Origin of the sequence: Vibrio owensii CAIM 1854 = LMG 25443 (assembly GCF_000817815.1) — a bacterium.
Classification (GTDB): Bacteria; Pseudomonadota; Gammaproteobacteria; order Enterobacterales; family Vibrionaceae; genus Vibrio; species Vibrio owensii.
Map to the genome: position 1 here is coordinate 135,972 of NZ_JPRD01000015.1, position 17,699 is coordinate 153,670.

The following is a 17,699-nucleotide window of genomic DNA, read 5'->3' on the forward strand; positions in this document are numbered from 1 at the left end:
GGTTGTTCAGCCTGCAATTTAGAAATATAACCTTTTTGCGTCCACATTGCGAATTTCAAAGCTATTCCATTCAATTGAACTTAGGCTTAATACTCTATCTCTCATTGCTAAACAGTGTTAGACCGCAAAAAAAAACCACCATACACAAGTGAATGGTGGCAGCTAAAGAATGTTATTTGTGCAAGTTATGCGATGTCGAGCTGAAAAAGGGTTGTATGCAAAAACTAGATGTCATGGAAGAATGATGCTAGTTGCGTTCAAAGATACATATCATTCATTCACGTTTCAAGAGGGAGTATGAAAATAGTTTATATTACCTAGTAAAAGGCATATCGACATTAAAGTAAGACACAATCCACGCTAAGCTAATATTACTGCTAGCATTGGTTGCTACTAGAAAGGTCTTTCTATATTCTTTTATGCTTAACGATGCTTTTATCAAGCATAGAAGTTTCAGTTTCATTGATACCCACGTTTAGATTAGGCCACTACTGCCAACTTACTTCCTTATGCAAGTGATTAAATTAAACAACAAACACTTCAGAACGATCTCTGCAGGTGACTCCTACATTGCATTCTTCTGCCATGAAGAGCCAAAGTTAAGAGTTGGGGCCATTTCCATTGGTAACTATTTCGACGGTACTGAGTTCAAAGGGATTATTACAAATATATATTCCAAACCTCTTAGCAAATTGATGCCTGAAGAACTGTTAGCTGGTGGCTATCAAAGCTCTAGACTTCTATCCTATGACTTAGCTATGCAATACACTCGATTTATTAAGAGCGACGATATAATTACGCTTGTATGCTTCACTATTACGTCAGATACGGTTTATGACGTAGAATGTCGCAAATCAATAGTAGATGATGGTTACCAATCAACTTTAAAACTTGTCATTTAACTCACCCAGCTGTTCTATCCGACCTTTCTCTCTAAACCAGCCTCTTGCGCAATCTCATCGGTTTCAATACGACAAAGCTCAGCCTCTATCATTGCTAGAGTAGAATTTGTTTCTCTGAGGTCTCTTGAAAGTTGAGATTGACGCTTCTCTTGCCGGCTTTTGGCTACCACCAGCATTTCTTTCAAGTTAAGTGGATTGTCTAGATTAAATAGCAGCCCATTATCGTCATTGAAGACATACCCACATGACTGCCAGTCCGGACAGGCTATGGTCTCATTCTTCTCATGGAGTTTACTCATACAGTGTGGGCAGAACTTATCTTCATCGTCCAAAAGTTTAAAACAATGCACGTTTTTCACCGAAATAAAATATAGAAATGATACGAACCAAGGTTCAGATTGAATTTTCATAATACTCTAAACGAAGCACCTTGAGAATTAAACAATCAAAAAACCAACGCCCATTACATCACTCAAAGTGCATAGTAATTCATAAATATGCAAAACGGTCAAAATATACGCGGGGAAACACTTAACGATACGCATAGATTGAGAATGGGTATGCAATAAGCCGCTAAAGGTAGCGGCCTGATTGCCCAAAATGTCTCGCATCAATCAGCAGACTGACTAATTACATTTAACCCGCTCACACCAGTCTTTCTGTACAGCCGTGCAATCTCGGAGAATCGCTCTAATCCAGACTTTTCAGTGTAAGGTGACGGCGAACCATGTGAAAGGTACTCCTCATTTTGAGAAGAGAGGAACTTACAATAATCAGCAACAGTAAGTAGGCTTTCCCAACGGTTGTGAAATTGCTTCTGTAATAACCTAATGCTTTTGAATTCTCTTACTAACAGATCGGCATCAAAGCTGCCAGAAAGTAAATCCTGAAGGTAATGCGTAAGAACTGCACCACCAGCAATAAACGTATAATCCTCATGCTCATGGAGCTTAACTGCACCAAGCAGGGATAAGAATATAAAGACTAGGAACTCAGGCTCACGATCATCACATCCCCACACCATAATCGAACGGCTATTGTAATATTCATATTGACTGAATTGTTGATAGCTATATCCTAAATATGTTTGGTCAATTTGACCAGCCAACTCCGGATACATCTTGAGTACACGACCTCCAAGTTCGAAAGCATGTTCAATTTCTTCAACCGTACAATCTTCATCATCATTGATAAACTGAACAGCATCACCCTCGGTCATCGAGTTACTGTTCGATAGATTGGAAAACACGGTTTTCAAGTCAGGAATATTGAGTAATTTGACCTTTCGCTCAATTCGCTTTCGGATAAATGGAAGTGTTTTGAATAGACTGCAATATTCGGCCAAAACCGTTGGGTCAACAAATTCTGACGGAATCTGATAGTCATTTTCTCCAGACATTGGTTGAAATTCAGAGAGAGATGGTATTAAACCTAAGTTGCCAAGTGAAGAGTATGTCTTAGTCAGATAGAAGACCTGCTCATTCACATCCACTTTTAAATACTGACTAAAATCAGCGGTACTAGAATGTCCTTCATAATCAGACTCGACAGTCCTACCCAGCCAACAAACCTCAACCTTACCAGACAATGGATAGATCTCGACAATTGGCTTGCCTAAATACAATGATTTCAATGCAGTAGTGACACCAGTGAAATCCGAGTAAATGTTAGGATAATACGCTTTAAGTGCTGCGTTATACAACAGATAGCCTTGATCGCATTTGAAAACCTGCACTTGATTCGGTGTGCGCCACATTAAAGATCCCGAAGCATCTTTCTCATGAAGGTACTCATCAATTGGCAACCAGGCCTTAGGCATGATGAATTTATCGATAATTTCTTGCCGAGTTATGGACTCAGATTCAAGAATGTCATCGGTAATCCCCCCTACTTTCTCAATAAGCCTTTCATAACGGCTCGCGCTAAATATCAACCCATTCTTACTCACAGCAAAACTATAAGGTGGGATTACTCCCTCATGGTACTGATTTATGACTATTGCTGGTGACTTATAACTCTGCAAGAGATGAGCTTCATCGAAAATAATTTGCTGAAACTTAGGGTCTGATCGTGATAGTTCTCGGACATAATTATCTTCTACGTACTTATCAGTAACTTTATAAATAGAAAGCTCTTTCAGAGGCAGTTTAGCGCATAGAGCGCTCGCAGCTTCTATCGAAACGTCACAATACATCACGGCTCGTACTACCATTGAACTTACAATCTTGTTCACCTGAATCTGGATTGGAAGCTCTTGGCTATCAGCTACCTGATCTAACTCATAGTACGAGTTGTATCCTAGTAGTAAAGCGAGGGTTTCGCGTGATTTGTTATGGGCGAGTTTGCCTGCAGGCCAGTGACGTCCCATATATTTAGCGACTTTGTTGAATTTGGCAGGTAGATCTGCCCTGAGAATGGCAATACGCATAGTTACACCTTTAGTAGTTGCTGCCTGACCACACATGCAAACCATGCGAGTCAAATTGAAAAAAAGTAGACCTGGTTAATCACAAAGGATGTCAATACGACTATGCCACGGCAGCGGCTGGAACCCTTTAGCCCCCAAAGATCAGGTCAAAATCATTAGATCACAGAGAAAAGTAAAAAACAACACTTATCAGGAAGTGGTACCCCACCGGAATTTGTTGGCCGTTAGTAAAAGTGCCAATGAAAGAATCCCAAGCCCAAGCCAGTAATACGCAAAAACTATCAACAAACCATCTGCATCGGTTTGGGTATAATTATATAGTGCTAAAATTAGGCCCATAGCCATTGTATGTGCCACCTCATATAATGCAGCGAACACGATATTCGAATGGCGGCGATATTTCTCAACCTGAGGAAACACCGTTGAAAATACAACAACATTAATTGCTGAAGAAGCCACCAGCCATACAATGACCAACAAAAAACCATTTACGGACATTCAGCTACTCCATTTTGCTCGAAATTAATCCTTCTTCATTTAAGCGGTCAAGAGCTTGCTGCAAGGCTTCTACATGCTCTGGGTACCCATTTTCTCGAGCATTAGCAGCCATCTCACTGATTGTACTTTCTACGGTCGCTACGTTACCTTCACTTATCCGCTGAATACCAGCCACAGTTTCATCATACAGCGGCCAGTCATGTTCAATTACAACACATTTTAATTGTGACTTACCTGATGACAGTCGGTAAGAAGCAACTTTCCCGAGAAGTTTATCTAATTGAACCTTCTCGTCTTGTGACAGCGCTGCATCCACATCTTTTGTCTTTGCTACCCAATAACGAGTATCAAGTTCGAATTTATTATCCATTCCATTTAACTCCACACTTCAGAGGCCATTGGTTCCATACCCAAGGCCTTTGGTAGAATCATATCACCCATCTCAGAAGCTAAAGCTTGATACTTTTCAAAGTCTTCAAAGCTTAGGTCAAATTCCAAGTGGATAAAACGTTGCTTATAGGTTTCTTTTGACTTAAGCAAATTGCTTTCTAGCGCACTAAACGATTTTACTGTAACCGCCATTTGAGCTAGATGCAGTACAGAGACCTTGTTCTTACTCCCAAGTTGAAACAGATACATAGCCTCTCATGGCTGAGCCGTGCTCATATCATAATCAAGCTCGACAAAGCGGTAATCACCAGACTCAATTGCTTCAATAGCCTCGGAATAACTGTGCACTTTGTGCGTGACTAGTTTACTTTCAGTTGTCATGACAAACCTCTTAAATGAAAATAGGATCACTTCCTGGCGTTTAGTGTGGTGACCCCTAGAAAATGTACGATCGCAATATGATTTTTCGTTCATCAAAATCTGCGACTCGATATGTTCAGCAATCTACGATTTAATGAGTTCCTTAATTTAGGGTGCTGATCTAAATACGTAACCACCTGATTTATACTAGGTCCCAAATACCGACCTCTTACAAATATCGCTCCAGAAGAATCTTGCTTCAAGTAACCATTTTCAGAACAGTACTTTAACGTTTCATGCGTTAATGCCATGCCCTTATTGAATATTAAAGGAAGAGTAACTGAAGCCCCCTCTACACCGTCTTTGTGTTTCAATACTTTGATCTTGCAGTGATGACCAATCAACGAATTGTTACGTAATATATCATAACTTTTTTTTAGTCTGATTCGCGTTGCCATCATGTTCAACACAGGACGACCACCAACACTCTCAAAAGCTTCTTTCCCTGAGTTGTTAGGCTTTTGCCTTAGTTGATTGGTAAAAATCACCGTGCAACTTGATGATTTCAACGCAGCTCTAATAGTAGTAAATCCATTTGCTAACACCCTAGAGTGTTCAAGTGCATTTTCTTCATCATGAAATAAAGATTTATTCTGATGATTCATCGGTAACAATGCGGCTATTGAATCAATGACAATGATGTCCACTAACCCACTTTGAATTAGCACTAACGCGGTACTAAAGGCTTGCTCTGCGGTCTTTGGTTGAGAGAATATCAATGAAGCTGTATCAACGCCTACCTTCATAGCATAAGACAGGTCTAGGGCGTGTTCTGCGTCCAGAAAAGCGGCTGTTCCTCCGGACACCTGACATGCAGCAACAGCGTGAAGAGCTAAGGTGCTCTTCCCTGCTCCTGTATGACCAGAAATCTCCACCATTCGAGTGACGGTGTAACCTTGAGTGCCAAGCGCCTTATCTAACACTAAGCTCCCGCTCGAATACGACTTATCACTCGATTTCGCGTCTGATAATGAGATTTTATGATTCAACAACAACGGCGTTATCTGTTGCGGTTGGTGGTATTGACTGCTATGCACTAAAAACATCCGGTAACAGTTGATATAACCGGATAATATCTAAAACTAATCTAGCTCCTTCTGATCATATTACGTTTTCAGTCACATACGTTGTTAATACTATACTCACAGACAATCGACCTGCTGCACAATCAAACACTTATTGCAAAGTTCATCCAATACTCAAACGCCGAATAGCCTTTCCAAAATAATCAATTAGGAACACTATCATCCCAAAAGTAGCGGCAATCACAAGAGCAGGTGCACCAATCACCCATGTCCACCATCGATAGTCATTACCCTTATAGCCTAACTGAGAAACCGCAAATACCACGCTAGCAGCTGTATATAGGCATAAAAACCACCAAAAATAACTCATGTTATCGACCCCAAAAGTGATAAGAGAATGATTTAACCAAAATTAAGACCGATTATTCCTTTGACGTGAACTCCGCGATCTTATCGGTAATTTGCGAATACTTTGGTGACTGCATTTCGCAGGCAACCCCAATCATGACCAACATTGCCATTCCATCGGCTTGAATTCTTTCCAGTGATAATATCTTGGTCAATGCTTCAAAGGTGCTACAGTTAAATTCGTCCATGACCGCTTGAATGGAAGGGCTGTGTTTTTTGTATAATTCCAGAAATTCTGGTATGCCATACAGATTTACCAAACTTTCTCTGTGTTTGATGATCTGCTGTGATACTTCAAGAGCTTGCAACATGACGTACTTACCAACGCTTATTTCTATTACATTTACGGGAAGATTTACCTCGCCCAACCTTACCATGAAAGCAAGGTGAATGAGGGTTCGACGCATCTAATAGTTTTTGGTAATAGCCGCTTTTCACAGCTCTAACCAAAACCAATAACTGCTGTTCTGCGCCAATTGCACTGGCACTTAAAGCAAGTGCATTTGAAAAAGAACGATCCATATAATTTTACTCCATGCGGCTAACTTGAAGTGCGTGGTTTAGATAAATCCAGGTCACAGTAACGTTGATATCGTAACGTACGTAGTTGGACATGGTTAGGGCATATCATTGAGCAAAGACGATCAGCTTCCTCATGGATTGTATTAATATCGATGCTCTCTGTGAGTTGTAACGTACGAATGACATCAATCATGCCTATGGCATATTTCTCCACTATCAATGCTGATATCGCTGGAGACTCGATACCGCGAGACACATCTCTTTGTCGAGACAAGGCGTAGCGATTAAGCGTGGAAATGACCTGTGCCTGATCCATTGTTGTCTTCCTCTTCGTTGTTAATAAGTTTTAGCAAGTAGGCCACACTTCCAGTAGTGATCTGCTCGAAGTATCTTGTATCCATAATGAGCAGGGACTTAATTGCTTTATTAAGCTCGATGTCTCCCGTTTCATGCTTCTGGATTACCGTATCAATCTTCTCTTTAGATGTAAGATACTCGTATTTTTCCATTTTAGATAAAGGACGACCGTGCACCCTTTGTAGGGTGTCTATTACCTTACTGACAAACACAGCAAACACATCAGATTCTTTATCAGAAAGGTCCGGGTCAATTCCATTAGGTCTATTCATACTGTTCATCCTTTATTCTCAGTTGTTCTTGAGCTTCATCAAACTTCAGAGCATCCACAGTGACAATCTGCGTGTTCGGCCAGAAATTACACATAAACGATACTGTGCCACCTTCCTTTTTAGCAGGAACCCAGAACTGCTCATCTCCGGACGAGCAACAAATTGGACGACCGTCGCTATTGAAATCGAAAAGTGGTCTGCCGTTATCAATTCTGTAATTTGGGCAGGTTCGTAGATACTCGGTACCATCGATTGCTATAGTTGAATCTCTTGTACCATCAGGATCAATAATACTATTTTTACTTACTGGATGTAAGAAATCGAAATCCTTATACATATAGCCTTGGGACTTATTCCATAACCAGTGAAACTCAGTATCGTAAAAATTGCTAAAATCAATGCTGTAACGCAAGGAACCATAGCCATAGTCAACGATAGATCGACTAATAACAAACAACCCAACAAGGTAAATCAGAGCGTTAACTCCTTTACCAATTAGAACGAAGACCTTTATCATGCTTTTGAACCTTACAATACTCGAAAAAACTTCTCAGTTTAATATGAGACTACAATGCTATTAATGCTGGAGTCGAAATAATCACCATAAGGAACATTGACTCACTTCAACTAACGCCTCCAACAGACGTCTCTGAATCAATCCCATACTGTCATAACCCATTGAAATATACTCTGATCAGCTAATCATACAAACATGGTTACTCATTGTTGTTCCTTAGTCTATACCTATGCCAAAGCTTCAACTAATGAACTCCTAATCTTTGATCGGAATACAGTACAAATTACGATGATTTTGTTTAAGTTAATATTCAACATACGTACAACTTCCGGCTGTAACACCCACGTCACGTATAGCCTTTACCCCAATACACTTACTAGGGTTTTCTATTCTCTGAAAAGTAAGATAAGAATGGTAGTTCATATATGATTGATTTTTCGAAAAAGAACAAGCTTACAAACTACATGCATAAGTCCATGGTCGTTGGAAGCATAGTCAGCTTAGTCATGCTTTTTGGTATGCAGAAGACAATAAGTCATTATGCCATGGAGGAGTACAAGATATTCTTGGAACTTTCCGCTAATTCACAAATGAACACTGAACTTCTAAACCACTACCGCACTTGCCTCCAGTCGGTATTCAACACTAAAGGTGAATGTCTAACTCAGGCAATCACTATTACGGAAAAGAAATTCCCTCAGGAAAATGTCTCTGATATTTTAATCGCCGTTGAGCCATATACTGAGTATAAAAAGCCTACTCTTTATGAGGTGCTCATTGACACCTTTACTCTTAAGTATCTCTGAAGACCGTAGTTATTGACTGGCATGACAAATCTCAAGCATCTGCAATAGTCATTGAAGCACCTGAATAAGAACAATTAACTGAGTAATACAGAGTGACGGACATTAAGCAGCTTAGTTATATGGTTAATGTACCTCAACTTTCTAAAACACCATTGGAGTTGGTCACCATGATCACAAACAAACCGAAGACAGTCGAAGAGCATATGAGTCTCATTGGTACCAAATGGCACATCAACGAAGAAGTTAGAGTTATCATCGATATTGAAAACCTTACCGATGATCACGGCTCGATATCAGGAGATATTCTATTTAGAGTAGTAGGGAGTGCTCACCATGTCAGAACAGTGCAATTAAGATTTTTCCGTAGATGGTTAAAAAGTGCAGTGCAAATTGATAGTGAATGGTTAAATCAAGATAGTCATACCAACACTCACGAAATTGAACAGCATTCTAACAAGCTTAAAGCCACCAACGCTGAAATCATGAAACTTAACAAGGAACGAGATCTTTTAGTTGAGCAGTTACGCAGGTTAAAAAGTATAGAGTTCATTCGAGACAACAATCTTACTCTAGATAAAGTTCAAGTACTGGACGAGAAGTACACCTTTGCTCACGACAACGAAAAGCATTACGCCTGGCTAATGAAAAAAGTATCTATGGAATGGTTTACTGTATTTGGGCTAATATTCAAAAAATCCGAATTCAAAAGAGGTGACTTATGCAATGGAAGTGATGGTCGCTACTTAGAGTTGTTGCTGTTGGCTGCATAGAACGAAACTACTCTTACTGCTATTACATGCAACGAACCTAGATGTGCTTTAAAATACATGGATTCGAATCGTGTTGTGGCACATCTAATCTATTATCTAAACGTGGAAAACAAATGGACTTATCTGAAATATTGGAATATTTAAACCAAACGGGTTGGTCAGAATCAAAGCAGTTATCTGATCACTATGTCCGAGATAAAACTAAAGGGATTGTGGCAATTGATCGCGCAGCAAATCAGGCATTTATAGTCGAGCGGATTGGCGACATACCGTGGTCACGGATTTCAAATGCAGAACAATTTGAACAAGACCTTACGCATTTACAATGATTTGAAAATGGAGACTAAGGATATGCCTAAATTGCAAACCGTAACTGAATGTGAAGCCTGTTTAGGAGCTCCTTTAGGTCAGTGCTTTGAATGTTTCTGCTTCACTCAGGCCGAGCTAGATGAAACAGAAAACGAAGCCTGACAACTAATGTGAAAGGTAGGTAAAACAATGATGACTTTAAAACCTCCCAAACGCTTAAACCTAATAGAACCAATAGACATGATATTGGTACTTATGCTCCTATTAGTTGTTTTTGTTATCTTTCGATTAAACGCTAGACCAGCAAATCAAATTAGAGCAGTAACCACATTTGAGCAACTCAAGGTAGATACTATTGATTTAGTGGATGGGACGTGGAAGAAAACTGGTGAGTGCATGACTCAAGCAAAAGCTGTTTTGATGATTCATACACATTTTAAAGTTTTAAAGTACGCCACATCAAATAAAGAAGGGTTCTGCAGAAAAGGGGCATTCATTAGATTCGATCATAACATTAGAAATAATGCTTTTCTCACAGTCGATCCATCCCCTTTTTTAAAGACATGACCGAATGGAAAAAACAAACCTTCGCAATACAGCTGAATTAAAGCCATGTGCTCACGAAGCCATTGAAAGAAAAATTATCAACATTATTGTCCGAGAGCACTCTTTTACAACGATAGCTAATCAAGCAGAGTCTAACAGGCTTTTAGGCCACATTGAAAACTTCCAATTTGCGAAATTTAGAGCTGATTTTCATACATTCCCTAACAATTGCCTTGAGACAACTCGCCGTTTGCTTACTGCAAGGCTTGAAAGGAAGATTGAAGAAATATCTTCAAAGTCTAACCTCGCGATAGACCTGAGTAAGTTGTACCGGCTTTAACACTGGCAGAACTTCACTTCCTGCGTAAGCATTAAAGAAAAAACCGACTCTGAGTCGGTTTTTTGATTTTTCTTATATTCATCTTCGCTTAGTCACTGCTCATTAACTACAGTCACATCAATTTCAACATCCGACACGACAGCTTTAGATGGGGCACTCTCATTGGTCGGGGCATTACTAATAATGTTTTTTTGATCAGCGGGGGTTTCTTTTTTCTCAGCCAGGAGCACATTACTGCTCAAACTGTCTGTAGTATCAGTTTCTGCCACTTCTTCAACTGCACTTTCAAATACTACGTCTGGCTCTGTCTTGAACTCGCCCTTATCAAATCCTTTTTCTACTCCTGATTTGTGAATCAACTTCGATTCATTCTCTTTATTAGGCATGGGGCTCTCTTTAGCCAAACCATTCGCCTCCAACTCCTGTTTTGCATCACTAACTTGCTGATGTTTTGAACCTTCCATTGCAATAGCTGCGGGAACTTCAATTAGATAAGCCTCTGACGGCTTATCGTCAATAGACACCGTATCATCAACAAGATCTATATGAGTTTCTTTAACGGGCTTCAGGTTTGATTGAGGAGTTAATTTTTGGGCCAAGTCTCTATCAACTTCAGCAGACTGATCTACTTCTACATCGTCAATTGACTTAATGGCTTCCGTCGAACTTTCTTGTTCATCGAATTCTAACTCGCCTAAGCTGGAGTCATTTTCACCTTCTTTAAAAGGAGCATCATAGGACATTGAAACTCTGGGGAAAGTGTTTTGGATTGCGTTGCGGAGATTTTCTTCATTAAGCAATGGTTTATAATCAATATTGCTCTTTGAAGATAGGACATTGTTACTTCTTGGACAGAAATCATATGCATGGATCACCACAGGTGAAGACTCAGTGATAGTTCTTGTAGCAGCAAGCAATTCACTTTCATTGTCGCTACCGCCATCAGTTAGTAAAACAATGTGATATTCACCATATCCCTGCTGCTTTATTGCTTGCTTCTGTAGACTCTTATATGCATAACTAACCGTTATCGCTAATGGATTTTCACCACCAGCATTGGTTTCACTTAACAGTTGCTTAAGGAACGTACCATTTACAGGTTCCAAAGAAGTTATTTCATTTGGACCATTAGCGTCGAATCTGATTACACCAAGGTTTGTATTACTCGGGAGCTCATCGATAAAATCATACACAGCGGATTCCATCACCTGATGCTTAGAACCATAGCCAAAACATGATGATTTTGTCGTAGTTGAGCTCGCATCTAGAATGAGGTACACATTCTTTGCCATCATGCTACTTAAATTCGATTCACCACCTACCATTTGAGCTCCGTTAGAGTTATCAAACCAGTTTTCATCCAAAGCATTATTCGCATAGACTATACGCTTAATTGGAAGCGCCTGTTCTTTAACCTCAGTTCCCGAAGTTGTTGTTTTACTTACAGTACCAGTATCCTTATTACAACCTGCGATGCTTGCTAATAGGATCACTATTAGTGCTGATTTCGATTTATTGCTCACCGCTTACCTCTATTACCTCAAATTGAGATGACTTTGATGGTACAACATCTATGACAACGCGAAGATTACTTTTCCATTCGCTCCAAGACTTTGGCTTGCAGACCCCATGGCGACAGCCACCAGACAATGGCTCCGATATCCCTTTGCCCCGAGTAAAAACCTGTATCTGTTCAGTGTCGTTAGCACTGAACTCAATATGGTTCAGTAACGATGCCTTGACGAGCTCAGCTAGAATTAGCGAGTGATTCTTATCAACCTGCTTGATCATATTCAAGTCAGCAAGAGAAGCATTACGTTCCAGCGCTCTAATGAAATTTATTGGGTCAGCATGTCCTGTAATCACTAATGACGTACCAGGGAACATTTCCAACAGTTTTGCAACTTTGTCATAAACCACAGCATATTGATTATGTGAGAAATCAGTTTGCTCTATGCCGTATCCAACAGAAAAACTGAACAAAGATGACCTTATGTCGGCTATCTTATTTTTTATGGGGTAGCGACTATCACGTTGCATTTCGCTATCGTAAGAAAGCAATTGATCATACATATCACCCAAACTAGGTTTTGAAGGCTTGTTAATAACACCAAGATTCAGAAGTGCATCATTGGCTTTGTCCACTTTCTCAACAAAATAATTGCTACTACCACTATCGAACAACACTACATTAAGGTTATTGCGATCCATTGAGGTTTGGATTAAATGTTCTCTAATTATTTCTGCCACACCTTCATCACCAGTCATTAGCAGAGACATAGACAAACTCAACCGGTCCAAGGGTTCCATATAACGATCGTCGCTTGCTACTGTTTGGATTTTTAACTTGGATTGCTCAATCCCTTTTACCAGTTTATTGACGAGGTATCGCCTGTTCTCATAAAAATCACTACGAACAGCTAATACGTCCCCCGAGATTTCCGGAGCAACCGTATCGTCCAACAAGATGCGATAATTGGTCGAACTTAGATTAACTTTCTTTAATGAATACCCTGATACAAAAGATGCTACCGATTTTCCATTTCTCAGTGATTCAATTATTTCTTTGCTGCTTGACCAATTTATTGATGGTTTATCGTCACATGTAATGGACTTAATCAGAACATTGATCATGGCTGTAGAGTAACCTGTGTCTGGAGCGAATACTTCTTTACCACACAAGTCAGAGAGATGCTGAATCGATGAATTAACCACTAATACCATGTCCCCTACAGGCTCATTGAGCTGATAGATCACTACTGGTTTTAATTCAGGCACATTTTGTACATCTGATGCTAGTTGAACAACTGACTCGTAAGTACCACGGAAGTAGGGCGTGTCTCCCGCCGTATAATCACTAAACTGCTCCTTATAGGTTTTTTTCGTTAATGCAGAAAAGCTTATGGAATTCTTATAAAAAAGTGATTTAGGAGCCGTTTGATTATCCGACCCATTTGCAGCCAAGAGAAATATATCATTAATGTTGCCAGCCAAAGCTAAGGAGTGAGGTCCGGGAGAAACAATGTTGTATTCTATTTGCGGTGTAACATTGTGTGACTCACTATCGGCACTAACATAGAATGGAAGAAGAAAAGTTACAGTGAGTGATAATCTTTTGAAAATTGATAGACTCTTCATGCTGTATCATCCCCGTATTTTTCGTAAACAAGTTCAAGCTGAGTTTTCCAAAACGTAACTCGTTGAATCTGATCTGCATCCTTTTCAAGTAAACCGGTCTCAATGGCTTTGCTGAAGAAATGTTCTGTCGGCATGTTTTTGGATTTCGAAATAACAACTGCGGTTATCATGCATGAACTTGAAGAACTTATGTTACCAATGCTCTCATCATTAAGTAGATCGAGGATATCGTTAGACAATTTACGTGCTGGTGGAGATTTCCAGTCCAATTCGATCAGGTCTAATACCGCACCATAAGAAGTTAGACTTTTAGCCTTTATAACGTTAGTAACATGCTCTCTTATCAGCTCAATATACTTTATCCGCTCGAGAAGTAGACGTTTAACACCACCTGCCTCAACACCAATAAAAGTTCTGGTTACAGGGCTAGAAGTAATAAATGACTTTTCTCTTAACTCACCTTGTTCTATACGTTGTTTCAACGTCGTACTTGTAGAATTAAGTAAGATCGAAGCGGCTGACAATGGCAAGAACTCAGTAGATTCAACAGAAACGCGATCAGAAAGTACATACGAAAGCAGTTCCTGTGCAACACAGGATTTGCCGGTATTAGCGTGTGCCATCAAATTTTCCAGAAGTTTGTATGAAGATTTTAAAGCATATTATATGCTCTTCTACAAAGCAATAAGACAAAACTGACTTATTGCTTTGCAATAATGGGAAACTAGCGTGTTGCGTTGTGATTCAAGTTCCTCAAAAGTACAAAGCAACCTGTGATTAGTCGATTAAAGAGAAACGCATAAGCTACCACCCCGACTATGTAGACTAAGGACAGTAGAAACAATGGTAAAAGACTAATATTAGAAACATCAGTATTGTTATAGATAACTGGGAGAACTATACCAGCTGCAGCTGAGCATAGACCTAGTGTTATATTCGTATCAGAAACATACTTCAAGTTAGACTCTGATTTGACCCATTGATTAAACGCACTCGTGTATAGTTCACCTGAATAAGAATCAGCAAAGCGGTAACTACTAAATCCGAGACTAAATGTGAATAGTGGGATAATGCACTTCCCTGCAGACTCTAAGACCATTCCTAGCGTAATCGGTGTATCTAAAACACCCAAATCCGTACTTCCCACATTTACGCACATGTTGAAGAAAACAAAAAATGGAAGATATTTCATAGTCGAAGTCCACGAAGACGCGACAATGGAAAAAATCTCCTTTAAAAATTGCTTAAACAAACCTGTCGATTCAATTGATTGAAGTTGCGCGAAAGACTTCAGCTCCAATACCTGCGCAAGAAGCTTGGCGGTCTCAATTGATGTCGGGTCACCGTTTTCGATGCGTGAAATAGTTTTAGTTGTTTTATGAATTGCTGCGGCCAATGCTTCTTGAGTAAAACCTTTCGCAACCCGAATATCTTTCAAAGCTGGCAGATGAACTGATACAGACATGAGTAACTCTCCGTAGTGTTTGATGGCCTATAGATTTGTGTAAATTGTAATCTCACTCAAGAAACAAAGCCAGACATTAACTAGACACAAGGTAGACATGAACTAGACATCTTATATATATCAATAAGATAACAATAGACTCTCAAGTTTCGTCACTTTGAAGAGAAAACCACCCTAGCCCGCTCATAATAAAAAAGTCCCGGAAAGGGACCGTCGATTCATTAAAATTCAAACTAAACACAAAGCTACTGAGGTTTAAATGGAAGAGGATTGCCTGGTAAAAAACATCGGTCGCAGGATGTGCCTTTATGCTCGCTAAACCATGCAACATCGCAGCGAGGACAATAATAATCCCCTGCTCCTTTATGCTTTCCGTATCGTTCTTCCTTACTTTTAAAAATGCGTTTCAAAGACTCATTCTCCTTTGCTACGACTTCTCTAAGGTGTTCAGTTGCAATCTGGTATGACTCTTCTTTTAGAGGGTGGCTAAACCAGGACTTAGCCATGATGCTCCCAAATACAAATCTAACAACCCGCTCTTTAAAGCTTATGTCGATTTCCTCATCCTTACCGAAATCACGATAAATAGAATCCAACTCAGTTAAATCAATCTCGATCAGACAAACCTTTGAGTCCACTTCACCACTGAAACGCTCTCTACCTGGATAATAAAAGTGGAGGGCTATAACATAATCACCAAGGGTTGATGCCACATCGATATCGTAAGTATCAAGTTTTGTCTCTACGACAACATTCCTTAAGTTAACTTGTTTAGGTTCTGTGACGGTGTGCTTATACTCATGCAATCTACCGCTACGGTCCTTCATTCCAAGATTAAATTCCAATGGCGGAATAGTGAAGTCGAGAAGATCCGGCATCTCTCGCAGGCACTGTTTTATCATCAATCGCATTGCAACATAAAAACTCAGTGAACATTCAATCTCATTGACACCTTGATCGCTTGAATCTTTATCATGAGCAAAGTGGTCCGAACGATCGACACAGAATCGTGCCACTAGCCTTTGTTTACAAGCTGGGCATACGCACTCACACGCTTTACCGCGCTCTACCTCTGAAATATCCAATAATCGGCCAGACGAAATATGTAAACCAAAAGGAATAAGATTTGATGACATATACAATTCCCCTCAAATGTCTCAAACAGTTACTGCTGTTAAACGCTATAGGCTATCAAAAATGTATGAATCTTTTAGACTTAACGATTCTGCCCTTTGCTCAATATCAGAGTGCGTATAAATCGCCAGTACAGCTTCTGTGCTATGACCAGAGCATTTCATTACAACCATCTTTGGGCGTCCAGAATGAAGGTCCATTGAAATTCCAGTATGACGCCAGCAGTGGCAGGAGCGACCGGTGATATCATCTGCATCTTCGAAGTAATTATCTTCTCGAAGTAATGAGGCTGCTCGAGCAAATACAGCTTTAACTAACTCCCCGATTTGACCCTTACCTAAGTTAGCATTGAGTTCGTGCGCCTGCCTTCCATGAGTGCCAGCTCGATGCCTCACAAATAAGGGAGTGTTATCATCTTTTGAAGGAAAGTCTGACATCCCCAAATAATTACGATATCGACTCAAAGCATCGAGCAAACGTTGAGTAATCATAACGTTTCTGCTTTTCCCTCTTTTCGATGAGGGGATGAAAAATGTATAGTGTTTTTTCAGTCCTTCCCCCCTACGCATTTTAAAGTCGCTCATGGTTGGCGAATATCCAAATCTTGCACTAATTTCACTGACTCGCGGATACGCTAGTAACAAAAAGTAAATTAAAAAACGAGTACGCTCATGCCTAACAGGGTCTTCTTTAGCCATTTGCTCAACAGCTCTGAGCGCATATTTTAACTGAAGTCCATTTAGCGCTTTGTCCTTCATATCGTCATCATCAACAGCCAAGTTTGAGAACCGGTTTGATGTTAAGTTCCTGATGGCAACAGCTGCTGGATTCTTTTCGAAGTAATCAACATCAGCAAGGAATATGAAAAAACCTGACAAATTCGATAACTGAGCTGTTAAAGATGATTGCTTTCGTTGATAAGGTTGTGGAAGTTTTTTGTTGGTAAATGGTAGCCAATTTGGATTGATTGAGACCTGACCTGTTTTCTTATCAACCAGGAACATTGACGGGCTATTCTTGCCAATAAGTTCCAGTGGTGGGGTGTTCCCGAATTTGATGAAATCATTCATATCAACACGGTTTAACTCAATGATATCTTTGCCAGCAACTAACCATGCCCAGTTAAAAAACAGGTTCAGATCCTTTCTCACAGCGAGAAAAGAGTTTGGTTGATTATCAAATTCTTTCAGATACTCAATGGCCCATTCATAACTTGCCATAGCCGTGGGGATTTTGCGTATTGTTGTAAGCAACGAACTTTCAACGCAAACTGTATAATCTTCAATGCTACCAATGGGTGGGAACAGAGGGTAAAATTGCATAGCTAAACCACTTTTATCAGAAATTACTGCCGCAATACAGGCAGTTAGAAAGAGCACCCAGATGATTTGGGATTACCCCTAGAAACAATTGTCATATGCCTATATACTACAATATAGCAAAATAAATGCG

The 17,699-nt window shown here is 39.9% G+C and carries 22 protein-coding genes; 5 read left to right on the forward strand and 17 right to left on the reverse strand.

Going from position 1 to position 17,699, the window contains the following annotated elements:
* Window positions 1-916: 916 nt before the first annotated feature.
* The 11 genes from H735_RS09275 to H735_RS09320 all read right to left on the reverse strand — a co-directional run bounded on the left by H735_RS09275 (window position 917) and on the right by H735_RS09320 (window position 7,739).
* Window positions 917-1,312: a hypothetical protein gene (locus H735_RS09275; protein WP_020194351.1), complete on the reverse strand. Its 396-nt coding sequence runs from the start codon at window positions 1,310-1,312 to the stop codon at window positions 917-919.
* 200 nt (window positions 1,313-1,512) lie between these two features.
* Complete coding sequence (locus H735_RS09280) at window positions 1,513-3,330, reverse strand: hypothetical protein (protein WP_020194352.1); 1,818 nt, start codon at window positions 3,328-3,330, stop codon at window positions 1,513-1,515.
* A gap of 189 nt (window positions 3,331-3,519) precedes the next feature.
* Window positions 3,520-3,828 carry a hypothetical protein gene (locus tag H735_RS09285; protein WP_020194353.1) on the reverse strand — a complete coding sequence of 103 codons (309 nt, stop codon included), beginning with the start codon at window positions 3,826-3,828 and terminating at the stop codon, window positions 3,520-3,522.
* A gap of 4 nt (window positions 3,829-3,832) precedes the next feature.
* Window positions 3,833-4,198 (reverse strand): hypothetical protein, encoded by a 366-nt coding sequence (locus H735_RS29620; RefSeq protein WP_020194354.1) that lies wholly within the window; start codon window positions 4,196-4,198, stop codon window positions 3,833-3,835.
* A 5-nt stretch (window positions 4,199-4,203) separates the two neighbouring features.
* Complete coding sequence (locus tag H735_RS09295; RefSeq protein WP_020194355.1) at window positions 4,204-4,467, reverse strand: hypothetical protein; 264 nt, start codon at window positions 4,465-4,467, stop codon at window positions 4,204-4,206.
* A gap of 6 nt (window positions 4,468-4,473) precedes the next feature.
* A complete protein-coding gene (locus H735_RS31855) occupies window positions 4,474-4,599 on the reverse strand; it encodes a hypothetical protein (RefSeq protein ID WP_020194356.1) in 126 nt (41 codons plus the stop codon).
* Between the two features lie 92 nt (window positions 4,600-4,691).
* Window positions 4,692-5,684, reverse strand: coding sequence for a P-loop NTPase family protein (locus tag H735_RS09300; RefSeq protein ID WP_080641552.1), 993 nt, complete (start codon window positions 5,682-5,684; stop codon window positions 4,692-4,694).
* Between the two features lie 401 nt (window positions 5,685-6,085).
* A complete protein-coding gene (locus H735_RS09310; protein WP_095665239.1) occupies window positions 6,086-6,382 on the reverse strand; it encodes a hypothetical protein in 297 nt (98 codons plus the stop codon).
* Between the two features lie 7 nt (window positions 6,383-6,389).
* Window positions 6,390-6,593: a hypothetical protein gene (locus H735_RS30800; RefSeq protein WP_152447571.1), complete on the reverse strand. Its 204-nt coding sequence runs from the start codon at window positions 6,591-6,593 to the stop codon at window positions 6,390-6,392.
* Window positions 6,594-6,877: 284 nt separating this feature from the next.
* Window positions 6,878-7,222 carry a hypothetical protein gene (locus H735_RS09315; protein ID WP_020194359.1) on the reverse strand — a complete coding sequence of 115 codons (345 nt, stop codon included), beginning with the start codon at window positions 7,220-7,222 and terminating at the stop codon, window positions 6,878-6,880.
* Window positions 7,215-7,739 (reverse strand): hypothetical protein, encoded by a 525-nt coding sequence (locus H735_RS09320; protein WP_020194360.1) that lies wholly within the window; start codon window positions 7,737-7,739, stop codon window positions 7,215-7,217. The genes H735_RS09315 and H735_RS09320 overlap by 8 nt, the downstream gene beginning before the upstream one ends.
* A 425-nt stretch (window positions 7,740-8,164) precedes the next feature.
* Between H735_RS09320 and H735_RS09325 the strand changes: the two genes are divergently transcribed.
* The 5 genes from H735_RS09325 (at window position 8,165) to H735_RS09345 (ending at window position 10,510) form a co-directional block, all read left to right on the forward strand.
* Window positions 8,165-8,545: a hypothetical protein gene (locus H735_RS09325; RefSeq protein WP_020194361.1), complete on the forward strand. Its 381-nt coding sequence runs from the start codon at window positions 8,165-8,167 to the stop codon at window positions 8,543-8,545.
* Window positions 8,546-8,637: 92 nt separating this feature from the next.
* A complete protein-coding gene (locus H735_RS09330) occupies window positions 8,638-9,315 on the forward strand; it encodes a hypothetical protein (RefSeq protein ID WP_152447572.1) in 678 nt (225 codons plus the stop codon).
* A 113-nt stretch (window positions 9,316-9,428) separates the two neighbouring features.
* Window positions 9,429-9,644, forward strand: a complete 216-nt coding sequence (locus H735_RS09335; RefSeq protein ID WP_020194363.1) for a hypothetical protein — start codon at window positions 9,429-9,431, stop codon at window positions 9,642-9,644.
* Window positions 9,645-9,813: 169 nt separating this feature from the next.
* Window positions 9,814-10,191, forward strand: a complete 378-nt coding sequence (locus H735_RS09340; protein ID WP_020194365.1) for a hypothetical protein — start codon at window positions 9,814-9,816, stop codon at window positions 10,189-10,191.
* A gap of 4 nt (window positions 10,192-10,195) precedes the next feature.
* On the forward strand, window positions 10,196-10,510 hold the full coding sequence (locus H735_RS09345; protein WP_020194366.1) for a hypothetical protein: 315 nt from the start codon (window positions 10,196-10,198) through the stop codon (window positions 10,508-10,510).
* A 92-nt stretch (window positions 10,511-10,602) separates the two neighbouring features.
* Here H735_RS09345 and H735_RS09350 read toward each other — a convergent pair whose 3' ends face one another.
* The 6 genes from H735_RS09350 to H735_RS09375 all read right to left on the reverse strand — a co-directional run bounded on the left by H735_RS09350 (window position 10,603) and on the right by H735_RS09375 (window position 17,569).
* Window positions 10,603-12,033, reverse strand: a complete 1,431-nt coding sequence (locus H735_RS09350; RefSeq protein WP_020194367.1) for a VWA domain-containing protein — start codon at window positions 12,031-12,033, stop codon at window positions 10,603-10,605.
* Window positions 12,023-13,648, reverse strand: a complete 1,626-nt coding sequence (locus H735_RS09355) for a type 2 periplasmic-binding domain-containing protein (protein WP_020194368.1) — start codon at window positions 13,646-13,648, stop codon at window positions 12,023-12,025. The genes H735_RS09350 and H735_RS09355 overlap by 11 nt, the downstream gene beginning before the upstream one ends.
* Window positions 13,645-14,271 carry a hypothetical protein gene (locus H735_RS09360; protein WP_020194369.1) on the reverse strand — a complete coding sequence of 209 codons (627 nt, stop codon included), beginning with the start codon at window positions 14,269-14,271 and terminating at the stop codon, window positions 13,645-13,647. The genes H735_RS09355 and H735_RS09360 overlap by 4 nt, the downstream gene beginning before the upstream one ends.
* Window positions 14,272-14,372: 101 nt before the next feature.
* A complete protein-coding gene (locus H735_RS09365) occupies window positions 14,373-15,113 on the reverse strand; it encodes a helix-turn-helix transcriptional regulator (RefSeq protein ID WP_020194370.1) in 741 nt (246 codons plus the stop codon).
* Between the two features lie 245 nt (window positions 15,114-15,358).
* Window positions 15,359-16,249: a competence protein CoiA family protein gene (locus tag H735_RS29625; protein WP_020194371.1), complete on the reverse strand. Its 891-nt coding sequence runs from the start codon at window positions 16,247-16,249 to the stop codon at window positions 15,359-15,361.
* A gap of 45 nt (window positions 16,250-16,294) precedes the next feature.
* Window positions 16,295-17,569: a tyrosine-type recombinase/integrase gene (locus H735_RS09375; protein WP_020194372.1), complete on the reverse strand. Its 1,275-nt coding sequence runs from the start codon at window positions 17,567-17,569 to the stop codon at window positions 16,295-16,297.
* Window positions 17,570-17,699 lie beyond the last annotated feature (130 nt).

Bases quoted from the DNA above. Each gene is read 5' to 3' on its own strand.
- H735_RS09335 (WP_020194363.1), top strand. From the start codon at position 9,429: ATGGACTTATCTGAAATATTGGAATATTTAAACCAAACGGGTTGGTCA.
- H735_RS31855 (WP_020194356.1), bottom strand. From the start codon at position 4,599: ATGACAACTGAAAGTAAACTAGTCACGCACAAAGTGCACAGTTATTCC.
- H735_RS09325 (WP_020194361.1), top strand. From the start codon at position 8,165: ATGATTGATTTTTCGAAAAAGAACAAGCTTACAAACTACATGCATAAG.
- H735_RS09310 (WP_095665239.1), bottom strand. From the start codon at position 6,382: ATGTTGCAAGCTCTTGAAGTATCACAGCAGATCATCAAACACAGAGAA.
- H735_RS09355 (WP_020194368.1), bottom strand. From the start codon at position 13,648: ATGAAGAGTCTATCAATTTTCAAAAGATTATCACTCACTGTAACTTTT.
- H735_RS09280 (WP_020194352.1), bottom strand. From the start codon at position 3,330: ATGCGTATTGCCATTCTCAGGGCAGATCTACCTGCCAAATTCAACAAA.
- H735_RS09320 (WP_020194360.1), bottom strand. From the start codon at position 7,739: ATGATAAAGGTCTTCGTTCTAATTGGTAAAGGAGTTAACGCTCTGATT.
- H735_RS09365 (WP_020194370.1), bottom strand. From the start codon at position 15,113: ATGTCTGTATCAGTTCATCTGCCAGCTTTGAAAGATATTCGGGTTGCG.
- H735_RS09340 (WP_020194365.1), top strand. From the start codon at position 9,814: ATGATGACTTTAAAACCTCCCAAACGCTTAAACCTAATAGAACCAATA.
- H735_RS09300 (WP_080641552.1), bottom strand. From the start codon at position 5,684: ATGTTTTTAGTGCATAGCAGTCAATACCACCAACCGCAACAGATAACG.
- H735_RS09360 (WP_020194369.1), bottom strand. From the start codon at position 14,271: ATGGCACACGCTAATACCGGCAAATCCTGTGTTGCACAGGAACTGCTT.
- H735_RS29620 (WP_020194354.1), bottom strand. From the start codon at position 4,198: ATGGATAATAAATTCGAACTTGATACTCGTTATTGGGTAGCAAAGACA.
- H735_RS09345 (WP_020194366.1), top strand. From the start codon at position 10,196: ATGGAAAAAACAAACCTTCGCAATACAGCTGAATTAAAGCCATGTGCT.
- H735_RS09315 (WP_020194359.1), bottom strand. From the start codon at position 7,222: ATGAATAGACCTAATGGAATTGACCCGGACCTTTCTGATAAAGAATCT.
- H735_RS09285 (WP_020194353.1), bottom strand. From the start codon at position 3,828: ATGTCCGTAAATGGTTTTTTGTTGGTCATTGTATGGCTGGTGGCTTCT.
- H735_RS09275 (WP_020194351.1), bottom strand. From the start codon at position 1,312: ATGAAAATTCAATCTGAACCTTGGTTCGTATCATTTCTATATTTTATT.
- H735_RS09295 (WP_020194355.1), bottom strand. From the start codon at position 4,467: ATGTATCTGTTTCAACTTGGGAGTAAGAACAAGGTCTCTGTACTGCAT.
- H735_RS29625 (WP_020194371.1), bottom strand. From the start codon at position 16,249: ATGTCATCAAATCTTATTCCTTTTGGTTTACATATTTCGTCTGGCCGA.
- H735_RS30800 (WP_152447571.1), bottom strand. From the start codon at position 6,593: ATGGATCGTTCTTTTTCAAATGCACTTGCTTTAAGTGCCAGTGCAATT.
- H735_RS09375 (WP_020194372.1), bottom strand. From the start codon at position 17,569: ATGCAATTTTACCCTCTGTTCCCACCCATTGGTAGCATTGAAGATTAT.